Source organism: Ruminococcus sp. RTP21198st1_G1_RTP21198_201120 (assembly GCF_040924265.1).
Lineage (GTDB): Bacteria > Bacillota > Clostridia > Oscillospirales > Ruminococcaceae > Hominimerdicola > Hominimerdicola aceti.
In genome coordinates, this window is sequence record NZ_JBCOMH010000007.1 from 53,345 (window position 1) to 66,811 (window position 13,467).

At 44.4% G+C, this 13,467-nt stretch carries 13 protein-coding genes; 2 read left to right on the forward strand and 11 right to left on the reverse strand.

Annotated elements, in window-relative coordinates:
- Window position 1: 1 nt before the first annotated feature.
- The 8 genes from AB5627_RS05975 to AB5627_RS06010 form a co-directional block, all read right to left on the reverse strand.
- Window positions 2-1,006 carry an NAD(P)H-dependent glycerol-3-phosphate dehydrogenase gene (locus tag AB5627_RS05975; protein WP_046439996.1) on the reverse strand — a complete coding sequence of 335 codons (1,005 nt, stop codon included), beginning with the start codon at window positions 1,004-1,006 and terminating at the stop codon, window positions 2-4.
- A gap of 13 nt (window positions 1,007-1,019) precedes the next feature.
- Complete coding sequence (gene plsY, locus AB5627_RS05980; RefSeq protein WP_368369733.1) at window positions 1,020-1,679, reverse strand: glycerol-3-phosphate 1-O-acyltransferase PlsY; 660 nt, start codon at window positions 1,677-1,679, stop codon at window positions 1,020-1,022.
- 18 nt (window positions 1,680-1,697) lie between these two features.
- The gene (gene der, locus AB5627_RS05985) at window positions 1,698-3,029 is read right to left on the reverse strand and encodes a ribosome biogenesis GTPase Der (RefSeq protein ID WP_022287397.1); all 1,332 of its coding nucleotides are present in this window, start codon (window positions 3,027-3,029) and stop codon (window positions 1,698-1,700) included.
- A 221-nt stretch (window positions 3,030-3,250) separates the two neighbouring features.
- Window positions 3,251-3,433, reverse strand: coding sequence for a 50S ribosomal protein L32 (rpmF, locus tag AB5627_RS05990; protein ID WP_022287398.1), 183 nt, complete (start codon window positions 3,431-3,433; stop codon window positions 3,251-3,253).
- A 52-nt stretch (window positions 3,434-3,485) separates the two neighbouring features.
- Entirely contained in the window at window positions 3,486-3,929 is a 444-nt protein-coding gene (locus AB5627_RS05995; protein WP_022287399.1) for a DUF177 domain-containing protein, read from the reverse strand.
- A gap of 116 nt (window positions 3,930-4,045) precedes the next feature.
- Window positions 4,046-4,450 (reverse strand): hypothetical protein, encoded by a 405-nt coding sequence (locus tag AB5627_RS06000; RefSeq protein WP_022287400.1) that lies wholly within the window; start codon window positions 4,448-4,450, stop codon window positions 4,046-4,048.
- Between the two features lie 96 nt (window positions 4,451-4,546).
- Complete coding sequence (locus AB5627_RS06005) at window positions 4,547-5,878, reverse strand: glucose-6-phosphate isomerase (RefSeq protein WP_022287401.1); 1,332 nt, start codon at window positions 5,876-5,878, stop codon at window positions 4,547-4,549.
- 154 nt (window positions 5,879-6,032) lie between these two features.
- Window positions 6,033-7,241 (reverse strand): D-alanyl-D-alanine carboxypeptidase family protein, encoded by a 1,209-nt coding sequence (locus tag AB5627_RS06010; protein WP_022287402.1) that lies wholly within the window; start codon window positions 7,239-7,241, stop codon window positions 6,033-6,035.
- A gap of 220 nt (window positions 7,242-7,461) precedes the next feature.
- On the opposite strand from AB5627_RS06010, the gene AB5627_RS06015 reads away from it, so the two are divergent.
- The gene (locus tag AB5627_RS06015) at window positions 7,462-9,180 is read left to right on the forward strand and encodes a phospho-sugar mutase (RefSeq protein WP_022287403.1); all 1,719 of its coding nucleotides are present in this window, start codon (window positions 7,462-7,464) and stop codon (window positions 9,178-9,180) included.
- A 654-nt stretch (window positions 9,181-9,834) separates the two neighbouring features.
- On the opposite strand, the gene AB5627_RS06020 is transcribed toward AB5627_RS06015, so the two are convergent.
- Window positions 9,835-10,650: an Mrp/NBP35 family ATP-binding protein gene (locus tag AB5627_RS06020; RefSeq protein ID WP_265290546.1), complete on the reverse strand. Its 816-nt coding sequence runs from the start codon at window positions 10,648-10,650 to the stop codon at window positions 9,835-9,837.
- Between the two features lie 248 nt (window positions 10,651-10,898).
- Here AB5627_RS06020 and AB5627_RS06025 point away from each other — a divergent pair, with 248 nt between their 5' ends.
- Window positions 10,899-11,246: a type II toxin-antitoxin system PemK/MazF family toxin gene (locus tag AB5627_RS06025; protein ID WP_022287405.1), complete on the forward strand. Its 348-nt coding sequence runs from the start codon at window positions 10,899-10,901 to the stop codon at window positions 11,244-11,246.
- Window positions 11,247-11,439: 193 nt separating this feature from the next.
- On the opposite strand, the gene AB5627_RS06030 is transcribed toward AB5627_RS06025, so the two are convergent.
- Together AB5627_RS06030 and AB5627_RS06035 are read right to left on the reverse strand one after the other, a co-directional pair.
- Complete coding sequence (locus AB5627_RS06030) at window positions 11,440-12,189, reverse strand: putative ABC transporter permease (RefSeq protein ID WP_022287406.1); 750 nt, start codon at window positions 12,187-12,189, stop codon at window positions 11,440-11,442.
- A complete protein-coding gene (locus tag AB5627_RS06035) occupies window positions 12,189-13,442 on the reverse strand; it encodes a DUF975 family protein (protein ID WP_302837558.1) in 1,254 nt (417 codons plus the stop codon). Before AB5627_RS06035 ends, AB5627_RS06030 begins: the two co-directional genes overlap by 1 nt.
- Between the last annotated feature and the right edge of the window lie 25 nt (window positions 13,443-13,467).

The following is a 13,467-nucleotide window of genomic DNA, read 5'->3' on the forward strand; positions in this document are numbered from 1 at the left end:
CCTAGCTCAGAAAAGTTGACTCAGTTTCATTTCTGTTTGGTCTGCCCATAAGATTTTTGATAGCGTTAGCCGCAGGCTCACCCTCAAAAAGCACCTTTGCAAGCTGTTCTGTGATAGGCATTTCAATGCCCATTCTCTTTGAAAGCTCCCATGCGTTTTTGGTGCAAACATAGCCCTCAACAGTGCCGACCTGTCTTACAGCCTCCTCAGGGGTAACTCCCTTGCCTATGAGAATACCCGCACGGCGGTTTCTGCTGTGCATTGAGCAACAGGTAACGATAAGGTCGCCTATGCCGCTAAGTCCGCCAAAGGTTTCAAGCTTTGCTCCCATTGCAACTCCAAGACGTGATATCTCTCTGATACCCCTTGTCATAAGTGCAGCCTTTGTATTGTCACCAAGTCCAAGGCCGTCGCAAACGCCTGCCGCCAAAGCGATGACGTTTTTCAGCGAACCGCCTATCTCGCAGCCCATAACGTCATCATTAACATACACTCTGAACGTATCGTTAGAAAGAGTGTTCTGTATATAATATGAAACCTCCCTGTCGTCAGAAGCAGTAACAACAGTAGTTGGAACTTTTCTTGCCACTTCCTCTGCGTGTGACGGACCGGTAAGCACCGCAACATGATTGTTCGGAAAACACTCTCTCGCCACACAGCACATAGTTTTAAGGCTTCCGCCCTCAAGACCCTTTGCCGTGTTCACAACTATTGTTCTGCTTTCAAGATAAGGCACAACGCTTTCGCAGACCTCTCTGAGGAAAGGTGAAGGTATGCCAAGTATCACCATGTCTTTATCCTTAACACAGCTTATATCCGTTGTAAGCTCGATAGTCTTGTTCACCTGAACGCCAGGAAGCTTTGCTTTAAGCTCACCTGTTCTCTTGATAGCATCTATCTCGTCCTGAAACTTTGACCATACTGTTACTTTATGCCCTGCATTGTCGCACATTATTGCCAGTGCAAGACCAAATCCGCCTGAACCGAGTATAGTAATATCTGCCATAATAAAACCTCCCTTACGCCTTTTTCTTGCTTCCGAATTTGTTTTCGGTGCCGTTCATAAGGCGTTTGATATTAGGTCTGTGCATATAAATGATAAGCAGACCGATAGCCGTTGCCATAAGAGTGTTTGCAAGAACGCCGTCGCCCTTGATGATAAAAAGCTGAACGATAGGCGTAAAAACAGGATATGCGATAGCGGCGCATATAGAACCTACAGACACATATTTTGTTGCCGCAAGCACGATAGCGAAAACAGCCACCGAGAAAGCACAGGTCAGTGGGTCGATAGCGATAAGGGTCGTTGCCGCAATAAGAACGCCCTTTCCACCGTGAAAACCATAGAATACCGGGAAAATATGTCCAAGCATTACAAAAAAGCCCGCAAGATATCCGATAAATTTATCGTCATGAAAAAATGTCACGCCGAAACAGTTAGTCACCACAAGTCGGCAGATAACTACCGCAAGCACGCCCTTTGCAAGGTCACACAACAGCGTTGCCGCCGCAGGCCCTTTTCCGAATACTCTCAGAACATTGGTCAAACCTGCGTTGTTGCTTCCGTAATCACGGATATCCTTATGCTTTAAAACTCTGCACACGATTATGGCAGAATTAAGACTTCCGAAAAGATAGGAAAAAATTATAGTGAATGCCAGACTTAAAAATATGTCCACAAAATAACCTCCAGAATTTTATTTAACGTCGTCCTTGTCACGCTCTCTTATCTTGAAAACGATAGGCGTGCCTTCAAGTCCGAAGGTCTCTCTTATCTGATTTTCAATATAACGCTGATAGGAAAAATGATACAGATCGGCTCTGTTTACAAAAAACACGAATGTAGGCGGTTTGGTAGACACCTGCGTCATGTAGTATATCTTCAGCCTTCTACCCTTGTCAGACGGTGGCTGTACCCTTTGGGTAGCATATGCAAGAACATCGTTAAGTCTGCCTGTCGGTATTCTAATAGAGTTCTGCTCTGCAACGAACTTGATAGTATCAAAAAGCTTGTCCATTCTCAGACCTGTTTTTGCAGAGATGAACACAAAAGGCACATAGCTCATGAAGCTGAAATCGTCCTGAAGCTTTTTCTGAAAGTCGTTCATGGTGTTAGTTTCTTTCTCGATAGCGTCCCACTTGTTCACAGCAACAACGCAAGCCTTGCCCTTTTCGTGAGCATAGCCTGCAACCTTTGAATCCTGCTCAGTAAAGCCCACAGTTGCGTCAATAACGATAACCGCAACATCGGCTCTGTCAACAGCCATATAAGCCCTCAGCACAGAGTATTTCTCAATAGTCTCCAGCACCTTTGACTTACGTCTGATACCAGCCGTATCGATAAAAACGAACTTGCCCTTTTCATTTTCCACAACCGAGTCAGTAGCGTCACGGGTAGTGCCTGCAATATTTGACACGATAACACGTTCCTCACCGCATATCTTGTTTATTATAGAGGACTTTCCAACGTTAGGCTTGCCGATAACAGCGACCTTTATCGAATCATCGTCATCGTCCTCTTCATTTTCCTCCGGAAGATATTTCAGCACCTCGTCAAGGAGATCGCCTGTTCCGTGACCATGAACAGAAGAAACAGGAAACGGTTCGCCCAAACCGAGATTATAGAACTCATACAGCTCCATAGGCGGTTCGCCCACATTATCCACCTTGTTCACGCAAAGCACAATAGGCTTGCCCGATTTCAAAAGCATCTGTGCCACCTCATAATCAGTGGCAGTAACTCCGCATTTAAGGTCTGTCACAAGAATGGTGACATCAGCTTTCAGTATAGCAAGCTCCGCCTGTCTGCGCATCTGAGCAAGGATAATATCATCAGACTCAGGCTCGATTCCGCCTGTGTCAACCAGCATGAACTCGTGTCCGAGCCATTCGCACTTTGCATATATCCTATCTCTTGTGACTCCAGGAGTATCTTCAACTATAGAAAGTCTTTGACCGATAAGCTTATTAAAAAGAGTAGACTTACCAACATTAGGTCTGCCCACTATCGCAACGATCGGCAATGACATATATATCGACCTCATTTCATATAAATTTGCACATTGATACATCGTATAGTATAACACAATTTCTCTTGTTTTGTCAACCATACGAGAAATACAGCACCCACATTCCATAGATTTTTACTACAAATATGTAGAAGCAAACAGCGTTTGCCCGCCTTTTTCACTGCTACAACAAAAAAGAGCAGAACGGCCTAAGCCATTCTGCTCTATGTGCTTATCAAAAATTATGCTTCCTTCTTGATAACCTCTACGCCCTTATAATAACCGCAATTCTTGCAAACCTTGTGTGGTGAAGTAAGCTCACCGCAGTTAGAACATTTACAAAGTGCAGGTGCGTCAAGCTTCCAAACTGCTGAACGTCTCTTGTCACGTCTAGCCTTGGATACTTTTCTCTTTGGTACTGCCATTCTGGCACCTCCTCGTCAGTAAAATCATTATAGTCTGTTCAGCTATTTCCCGTCAAGAGCAGTTACATTTGCCCTCATTCAAATCCTGTCCGCAAACGTAACACAAACCCTTGCAGTCATCCCTGCAAAGAATTTTTGTAGGCAGCTGTAACAACAAATCTGAAATAGCTAATTCGTCCAGATCAAGAGTATTGTTCTCGCAGACCACATAATCGTCCCTGTCGCTTTGAACACTTCTCACCAAAGTGTGTTCAAAGTCATAAACATACTCCCTGCTGAACTCCTTTAGACATCTGTCACAGGTGTGATCCATAGTAAAAACAGTCTTGAACCTGAGCGTTACCACCCCTGCCCTGTTCTCTATCTCACCTGTTACCGCAACGGGCGATGCAAAAGAATATCCGCCATACTCCGACAGCTTGTCTGCTGTTATGGAATAATCGATCGTTTTTCGCTCTCCGATTATATCGAAAAGTTCCTTCAACTGTACATTCATACTTGCACCTCAAACATCACAAATTCCATTATAACCTGAGAAACGTGATTTGTCAATACTTTTTTTCAATTTTTTCGTTTTTGCTATCAAAATACCAATAAACGAAGCGCAAAGCCTTACTTGATGAAAGCCTTTACCTTTGCAGGCAGCTCGTCAACGTCAGCAGATACTGTGAAAGTAACGTTTACGTCCTTTGTGAGAACTGCTACCTTTTCAAGCATATTGCCAAGAGCGTCATAATCTCTGCCGCCGATCTTCAGGATACCGTCAACGAAAACTTCCTGAATGTCATAGTTGCCAGCCATCAGACCTGCAACAAAGCCATAGAAGCTGTCAAAGCTGTTGATACCGTATTCTTCAGCGTCAGCCAATCTTACATTATGAGGAAGGTCATAGGTAAGCTGCATACCTCTTTCAATGCAAACAACGTTGCCTGTAGCATTTTCAGCAGCCTTCTTGATAGAATCAACAAGTATCTTAGTCTTGCCTGTGCCCTTTTTACCTGGAATCAAATTAATCATATAAACTCTCCGTTCCGCTTATTAAAGCATTTATTTTAAGAGCAGACCCCCGAAGGGGAAACGCTCAAAATTTCCTTTTGTTCTGCCTTTGGAATATTAGCCCAGCTTAGCCTCGAGTTCAGCCTTCTGTGACTCATAACCCGGCTTGCCGAGAAGAGCGAACATATTCTTCTTGTAGCTCTCAACGCCCGGCTGATTGAATGGATTTACGCCAAGCATATAACCTGAGATAGCACAAGCCTTCTCGAAGAAGTAGATCATCTCGCCAAGGTTTTCCTCATCGAGCTTATCAACATCTATAACGATATTAGGAACGCCGCCCTCAGTGTGAGCAAGGATAGTACCCTGATATGCCTTTTCATTTACAACTGACATATTCTGATTTGTGAGGAAGTTAAGTCCGTCAAGATTATCCTTGTCAGGCTCCAAGAACAGGTCGCTCTTTGGTGTCTTGATGTGCATAACTGTCTCAAACATAAGTTTTGAGCCGTCCTGAATGAACTGACCAAGTGAGTGCAGGTCTGTAGAGAATGTAGCGGCAGATGGGAATATACCCTTATCGTCCTTGCCCTCGCTCTCGCCGAACAGCTGCTTGAACCACTCGCCCATCATTGTGAATGAAGGGTCATATGAAACGAGCATCTCAACGCTCTTGCCTTTTCTGTAGAGAATGTTTCTAAGTGCTGCATACTTATAGCAATCGTTGTTATCATCAGCAGAATACTTCTTCATACCCTCTCTTGCGCCAGCCATGAGCTTGTCGATATCACAGCCTGCTGCTGCGATAGGGAGAAGGCCAACTGCTGTGAGAACTGAAAATCTTCCGCCAACGTCATCAGGAACAACGAATGTCTCATAGCCCTCTTCGTCAGAAAGCTGCTTAAGAGTACCCTTAGCCTTGTCAGTTGTAGCGAAAATTCTTGTCTTAGCCTCTTCCTTGCCATACTTATCTTCAAGAAGCTTCTTGAAAATTCTGAAAGCAAGTGCAGGCTCAGTTGTCGTGCCCGACTTTGAAATTACGTTTACGCAGATATCTCTGCCCTCGCAAATTGAAAGCACCTCATTGAGGTAAGCCGAGCTGATATTGTTTCCGACAAAATAGATGTCAGGAGTATCCTTCTTAAGATTGTTGTAGAATGGCGACTTGAGCAGCTCGATAGCAGCTCTTGCACCAAGATAAGATCCGCCGATACCGATAACGATGAGAACATCGCACTTTTCCTTGATCCTTGTGGCAGCAGCCTTGATCCTTGCAAATTCTTCCTTATCATAATCCTCAGGGAGTGTTACCCAGCCGAGAAAATCATTTCCCAGACCGTTTCTGTTCACCAGAGTGTTATGAGCGGCAGTTACCTGAGCAGCCATGCCCTCATACTCATGTTCACTTACAAAACCCTCAAGATACTTTGTGTTAAGCTTTAATGACATTATCCTTCATTTCCTTTCCTTACCTGTCGGAGAGCGTGATACCATAAAACACGTTTCTCCGTTAATACTAGATAAATTATACTATATTTTTGTGAACATTTCAAGAGTTTTATAAAGCGAAATCATCTTTTGTACATTTTAAACAAATATAATATTACATACTCAGCAAATTGTACACAAGCTTTTTTATGCCGCAGATAAAATTCATTTTCTTCACCTCTTTGCAGGCGACTATCTTTCCCTCTAATATCACCTCACCGCCCATTGTGTATCTTATTTCTCCCGCAGTTTCGCCATTTTTCACAGGTGCGTCAAGCTTCTCCTCTGCCGTAAAATCGCACTCCACCATATGATATGTTCCCCTCGGTATAACTATAGGATAAAGTCCCTCGGGAGCAAGCTCCACAGAAAGTTCCTCTCCTCCGCACACCACAGTTTCCTTTACCATATCCTCTGGAAGTTCAGGGGTGTATATCTCATATGTATCGAACGCCAAGTTCAGAAGTTTCTTCGCCTCAGCATTCATATTCTCCTGCAAATCACAGCCGTTAAGCACTACGCATACTGACATATCCCCTTTTTCAGCCGTTGCCGCAATACAGCTCCCAGCCTTTTCACTTCCCCACGCTTTCATGCCTGTTACGCCCTTGTAAGTACGCACAAGCCTATTAAGATTTACAAGCTCCGCCTTGCCGTCTCTCACAGTGTCAAGCCAGCAGGTAAGGTAAGGAGTGAGATTTTTGTATTTTGCAAGTTCCGAACAAAGCAAAGCCGTGTCATTCGCTGTTGTAACATTGCCCTCTCCCATGCCAGTACAATCAGTGTAAACAGTACCATTCATGCCAAGCATTTTCGCACGGCTGTTCATAAGCTCCACCGCCTTGTCTGCCGAGCCTGCCACCTTTTCCGCAAGTGCTGCACAGCCGTCGTTTGCATTGCCTGCCGACACTGATTTTATAAGTTCCTCCACAGATATCTTCTCTCCCTTGTCAAGCCATATCTGGCTTCCCTGCTGAGAGTTGGCATACTCCGATACCACTGACGTGTCGCTCATGGAAAGCTCACCGCTGTCTATCTTTTCTGCTGTGAGCAAAAGCACCATGAGCTTCGCATAGTGACCGCACTCACACTGCTCCTGCGGCTCTTTTTCAAAAAGCACCCTGCCTGTTGTCATCTCCGTCACCACTGCAGACCTAGCCGTAAGCCCCTCTATAATATCGCTCACCGCCACAGTATCCGCAGGCACAAAGTCCTCCGCTGACAGCGCACCTGCTTTTTCTTTTCCCTCCGCCAGCGAACACACCATAAACACTGCCACCGCTGCACATAACACTGCCGAGCATATCTTCCTTAATATTTTCACATTTTCCACCTCTCACATATACTATTTTTATATTTATATTCACCCTGTCCCGAAATTAGCATTATGCCCCGAAAAGTTTCCGGAAACTCATTTGTAAATAGTTTCAGGAATTTGTTAAATAACTGTTACAACTCTTGAAATAAATATGGGAGTGTGCTATAATGTATTCTATAGAAATGTGTATTTTATAAGCGAAATATTTATATGAGGTGATTTAACAATGACAGAAATGGAACTTTACAAGCTTTGGTGTGAAAAGGCTGTTGACGATCCTGATCTCCAGACAGAGCTTAAATCTATCGAGGGCGACGAGGCTGCAATCCAGGACAGATTTTACAGAGATCTCGAATTTGGCACAGGCGGACTCAGAGGAGTTATCGGTGCAGGCGCATACAGACTTAATGTTTACACTATCAGACGTGCAACACAGGGTCTTGCAGACTATGTAAACGGCGCATTTGAAAACGGCAGCGTAGCTATCGCATATGACAGCCGTATCAAGTCTGACAAGTTCGCAAAGGAAGCTGCTGCGGTTCTGGCTGCAAACGGCATAAAGGTATACATCTATTCAGAGCTTATGCCGACTCCAATGCTTTCATGGGCTGTAAGAGAGCTTAAATGTCAGGCAGGTATCGTTATAACTGCATCACACAATCCTGCAAAGTACAATGGTTACAAGGTTTACGGCGAGGACGGCTGTCAGATCACACTCGATGTTGCAAACACAGTTATCGGCAAGATCAACGCAGTTGAGATGTTTGGCGGTGCAAAGGTAATGGACTTTGAGGACGGCATCAAGTCTGGCAAGATTGAATACATCAAGCAGGAAGTTATCGACAAGTATCTTGACAAGGTAGCTCAACAGGGCGTACATACTGACCTCGTAGCAGACAGCGGTCTGAAGGTAGTATACACTCCTCTTAACGGCACAGGAAACAAGCCTGTAAGAGCTATCCTTAAGAAGATAGGCATAAAGGAAGTAACAGTAGTACCTGAGCAGGAAAATCCTGACGGAAACTTCCCTACCTGCCCATTCCCTAACCCTGAGATAAAGGAAGCCCTTGCAAAGGGACTTGAGCTTTGCAAGACAGTAAAGCCTGATCTTCTTCTTGCAACAGACCCAGACTGTGACAGAGTTGGTATCGCAGTACCTGACCCAGAGGGCAACTATGTTCTGTTCAGCGGAAATGAAGTAGGCGCAATGCTTCTCAAATACATTTGTCAGGAAAGAACAGCTCTTGGCACAATGCCAAAGAATCCTGTAGCTGTTAAGACTATCGTAACAACAGACATCTGCAAGAAGATAGCAGCAGAGTACAATGTAGAGCTTAGAGAAGTTCTCACAGGCTTCAAGTTTATCGGCGAGCAGATCGGTTTCCTTGAGAAAGAGGGACAGGACGACAGATATATCTTCGGATTTGAAGAGAGCTATGGTTATCTTGCAGGCTCATATGTAAGAGATAAGGACGCAGTAGTAGGCTCAATGCTCATTTGTGAAATGGCAGCATTCTACAGAACAAAGGGCATCTCACTGCTTCAGGCAAGAGAAGATATGTACAAGAAGTACGGCAACTATCTCCACAGCCAGAAGTCATTCCAGTGCGAGGGTGCAAGCGGAATGGAGAGAATGAAGGAGATCATGACAGATCTCAGAGCTAATCCACCTAAGGCTATTGGCGGACTCAAGGTAGTAGACATAGCAGATTATCTTGCATCTGAGGAAACAAACCTTGAAACAGGCGCAAAGACAGTTCTTACACTTCCAAAGTCAGATGTTATCGCATTCAAGCTTGAGCAGGGTGCAAGTGTAATAATCAGACCTTCCGGCACAGAGCCAAAGATCAAGGCATACTACACAACTATCGGCGACACAAGAGCTGATGCAGAAGCACAGGAAGAAAAGCTTATTGAAGATTTCAAGGGCATTCTTGGTTTCTAATAATTACTGAATATAGCGAAAGCAGGCGAGTCAGTTTTTTGACTTGCCTGCTTTTTTATTTGCTATATCCACACAATGCTTTGCGTTTCACAAACCATGTAGGAGAGCAGCGCAATTTCTGCAAGCAGAAATGCGACGTCCCGCTTCTCGTTTGCCTGTCCAATTCTACGTTATCCGCACAACGTTCGGCATATTTTTTCAAAACACTGTACGGCACAACATTTCCGCACACGACACGTCTACACAAATTCATGAATAATCAAACCTTACCGCTTCGAGCGGGCTGTCGAGGGCGCCAGCCCCTACAGAGTTTCAGGCAAATTCGCTGTGCCGCAAAATCGCTCCGCTCTTTGCGGATTTTACGTTGTGCTATGGGATGGAAAAAGCGGTGCAGAGTTTTGTGCTCCGACACCGCTTTGTTTTAATCACTACTTTATATTTCTTCTTTACTTTTTTTGCACCGCTTGGTAGACTTACGCCTATTGAGGCTCTGCCTCAAGCTCCGCAAGGGACTCTGTCCCTTGACCCTGCAAGCCCTCTAACGCCGGGCTTGAGCCTGCGTTTTATCTCTCGCTACGCTCGGTGTTGACTTTTACTTTATGCTTGTGATTTGTTCGGTTTGGCTATGCCATTCCTCACTCCTCACTCCTCACTTTAACCGAGAAGTTTATCCGCGATCGTATCCAACCAGCCGCCCTCGACTTCTTCTATCTCACCATTATCGCAAGCTTTCGCAAACTTCGAGTCTATAGGCATTTTCGCCACAGCGTCGATACCAAACTTCACTGCCGCTTCGTCCACATGGCTCTCACCATAGATATTATGCTTCTTTCCACAATCAGGACACTCAAAATATGACATATTCTCCACTATTCCAAGCACCGGTACTTTCATCATATCCGCCATATGCACCGCTTTCTCGACTATCATGGAAACCAATTCCTGTGGCGAAGTGACGATAACTATGCCGTCAACCTTAATGGATTGAAAAACTGTCAGTGGCACGTCGCCTGTTCCAGGTGGCATATCTATAAACATCACGTCAACGTCGTTCCATGCCACATCTGTCCAAAACTGCTTCACTGCACCTGCGATAACAGGTCCACGCCATACAACAGGGTCAGTTTCATTCTCAAGCAGCAGATTAAGGCTCATTATCTCGATACCAGTCTTGCTCACCGCAGGGATAATGCCATACATATTGGTATTAGCTCTCTCGTGGATATTAAACGCTGTCGGTATAGACGGGCCTGTTATGTCAGCGTCCAGCACAGCGGTCTTAAAACCACGTCTTTGTGCCGTTACTGCAAGCATACTTGTCACCAAAGACTTGCCTACGCCACCCTTTCCACTCATTACTGCATATACCTTTTTCACAGAGCTCGCAGCATTAAGCTCCTCTTTCAAGCTCTTTTTATCAGAGCATTTTGAAGCACAGTTTTCGCAATCATGTGTGCAGCCTTCGCTCATAGAATCATTCCTTTCAAGGCATTACGCCTTTATTTACTATGTTAAGTATATCACTTTGACCGTGAAAAGTCAACCAATACTGACTTTTCACCCAAAGCACTGCTGCCGCATAAAATAAAACAGCCCTGCACCTTGTAACAAAATAGATACTTTGGTATAATACCCCGATAATAAGGCAATAATAGGAACAAGCAGGAGCAAAAGCCTGCAAATCAAGGCGAAAGCCCATAGAATAGGAGTGTTTACAAGTGACTGTACACAGGGGCGATATATATTATGCAGATCTCAGCCCAGTGGTAGGCTCAGAGCAAGGCGGTATGCGACCGGTGCTGATAGTACAAAATGACATAGGCAATAAGCATTCACCCACAGTGATAGCAGCGGCAATAACGAGCCGCCTTGATAAAGCGAAACTGCCGACACATATAGAAGTTGGCGGTGGCACCTGCGGACTAGCGAAAGATTCCGTGGTATTGTTGGAACAGATCCGTACATTGGACAAGAAAAGGCTAAAGGAGAAAATGGGAACACTTGACGTAAGCTCCATGTCCGCAGTAAATTCGGCATTATCAATAAGCTTTGGATTAAAGCTCTAGTTAAATGAGGAATGAGGAGTGAGGAGTGAGGAGTGAGGAGTGAGGAATGGCATAGCCAAACCGAACAAATCACAAACACCAAATAAAGAACAAAACAAAGCGGTGTCGGAGTGAAAACTCTGCACCGCTTTTCTATATCCCCAAAAATCCGTAGGGGCGGTCAAAAACCGCCCTTCTAAAAATCATATCAAACCTATCTGAGAATATCAGAGTGCGGCAATAATAATTCCTCACTCCTAACACCCAACTCCTCACTAATCACGACCCTGTGAAAAGGCAGATTGTAAGCCGCATAATCAGTTATGCCCTTGCCCTGATTAGGATTAGCCTTTGAGTAAACAGCGTCACAACAGAATAATACAACAAGTATCACACACGCCGCAAACCTTGCCTTGAATGGTATCTTCTTCAAAAGATCATCAAAAAACGGTGCCATGATGTATATTCCTGCACAGCCTGCAAAGCCAAATATCAACGCTCCCTCAAGACATATCCTGCCATTGATGTTGCAGAAATATCCCGTGTAATCCCAATATTTCATGTGCTTGAACGTTTCAAGATACCAGCTCGTTACGTATTCGACCACCGAGCATAACCCCACGACAAGGAAAAAAGTCGCCACATGGTGGTCTATGAACCGCTTCAGCAGTATGATACCGCACACACCGCCAAAACCATATATAGGAAGCCATGGGCCAAACATGGTTCCTCGATTGACGAAAACTCCGTCCTCAACGATGTGTATGCCCACTTCCCATATCCAACCTATAAATGCGAATATGAAAAACAGCAGTATATACGTCATGAGTGTATAGTTTCTGTGATAGTCACGGTGAACTATAGTCTTGTTGGCAAATCGGCTGAAATGCGCCTTTCTGTCTACCGCAAGACCGGGGTATTGCTCAAATTCCCGCAGATCGTCAAGCGTCAGCGTTCTCTCCATTATTCATCGCCCCCATTCTCATTATTTTCAGGCACTTTTATCGTGCATATCGGTATGCTTCTAACAATGTCCGGATTTTCGCCCTTTTGTGCAGCTTCCTCAGCCATAAGCTCTTCCAGAAGGTCAAGGTCAAGCAGCTTGTCATTAAGCTCCTCATAGCCCTCTATCTTGTTCTTGATAGCCTCACGCCTTAGCTGTAAATACACCTCTGCGTCTATCGCAGTTGTATATGGGTTAGACCAGAATACTCCCACCGCACCGAACGATATGCTCGAAAGCAGTGTCCAGCCTATCATAGAAAGATCCACCTTAAAAAGCTGCCACTTGTATCCCCTAGTCATGGCGATAGAAAGCTTTATTGCCTTTCTCGTCTTGATGTTAGGGTTTTCCGCACATATGAACGGCACCATTGAATAGGCATAATGTTTTATAGGATATCCCACGATAGTAAACGCCCATAAGGTCTGATATATGCTGGTTACAAACATAGTCCTTGCAGGGTGAAGCGTTCTCTCGCGGAAAAGAAAGCCTAGTCTGCCTATCTTCGTTTTCTTGTATGTGTGATTTTCAAGGAAAAATCTTCTCTCACATACCCAAAGCACATTAACTATGAATATGGTGAACATCAACTGGAAAATAAAATACACGAATGAAACTATAGTATCCCATGTGGATTTTTTTCCTAAAACATTCATTATCGCCGTAAGCAATGAAAACTGATAGGAATTAGAGCTTGTTGCACTGTCAAAATAAACCGAAGCAGAGGCTGTAAAATTATTGAGCCTGTCATTAAGATAGGTCTGTGCCTTTTCCTTTGCATTTCGGCTAAAAGAAAAAGCGTCTGCCAGTGCTTCCAGATTAGAAGTATCGTTTGATGAACCAAAAAACGTGACTTCCTTTGAATTTAGCCCGTCAACTCCGTATTTTTTATAAGCGTCCAGCCATTTTTTTACAGCATCAGGATTGTCTATCTGCCACTTGTCACTGACCTGCTCTGCCGTAAGACCATTTTTAATCATATCCTCAATGATCTCTTCCTTATCTTCGGCGTCATATTTAAGATCAGCAACGTGAGAATTATCATAGCTTGACACATTCTGCGTGGTCGAGCCATATTCTCCTGCAATAAATACCATTATGAAGCACACTGCTATGCAGGCGATATAATTTCGCTTCACCCTGCCTTTAGCCGACTGCTTTATTTTTTTTCGGTCAAGCTTTATGACCACCGGCTTATCTTCATTTTTCTTCATCTAAAACTATGCCCCCGACGGGACA